The sequence below is a fragment of the Vibrio sp. MOR3 genome, from assembly GCF_001557775.1.
In the GTDB taxonomy this organism is placed as follows: Bacteria; Pseudomonadota; Gammaproteobacteria; order Enterobacterales; family Vibrionaceae; genus Vibrio; species Vibrio jasicida.
Map to the genome: position 1 here is coordinate 1 of NZ_LNRD01000049.1, position 688 is coordinate 688.

General features: G+C 43.3%; 2 rRNA genes. Both read left to right on the forward strand.

Annotated elements, in window-relative coordinates:
• Positions 1-87, forward strand: a 16S ribosomal RNA gene (locus ATB76_RS26860); the annotation flags it as partial.
• Between the two features lie 305 nt (positions 88-392).
• Positions 393-688 (forward strand): 23S ribosomal RNA (locus ATB76_RS26865); the annotation flags it as partial.

Genomic DNA, 688 nt, shown 5'->3' on the forward strand with positions numbered 1-688 from the left:
AGGACGCTTACCACTTTGTGGTTCATGACTGGGGTGAAGTCGTAACAAGGTAGCGCTAGGGGAACCTGGCGCTGGATCACCTCCTTATACGATGATTACTCACGATGAGTGTCCACACAGATTGATAGTTCACAAGCGCAAGCTTGTAGCTAACATAGCTCTTTAACAATTTGGAAAGCTGACAAAGTAATCTTTAAGATTACTTGTAAAGTTCTCAATGTTTGTCTTTAAGACAAACACCAAAAAACACATTCAAGTGTTCTTGGGAATATCACTTTTAAGTGATTATTCGAAATTGAGTCCGGCAAAATCGAAATGTCTCTCGCTCATTCAAATAATGAGAGACAACTTTGGTGATTTGATTATCAACTCGAAACTCCTTCGGGTTGTATGGTTAAGTGACTAAGCGTACACGGTGGATGCCTTGGCAGTCAGAGGCGATGAAGGACGTATTAACTTGCGATAAGCCCAGATTAGGTAGTAAAAACCATTTGAGTCTGGGATTTCCGAATGGGGAAACCCACTAGCATAAGCTAGTATCGCTGCGTGAATACATAGCGCAGCGAGGCGAACCGGGGGAACTGAAACATCTAAGTACCCCGAGGAAAAGAAATCAACCGAGATTCCGAAAGTAGCGGCGAGCGAAATTGGACTAGCCCTTAAGCTTTATATGCGTTAGACGAACGGT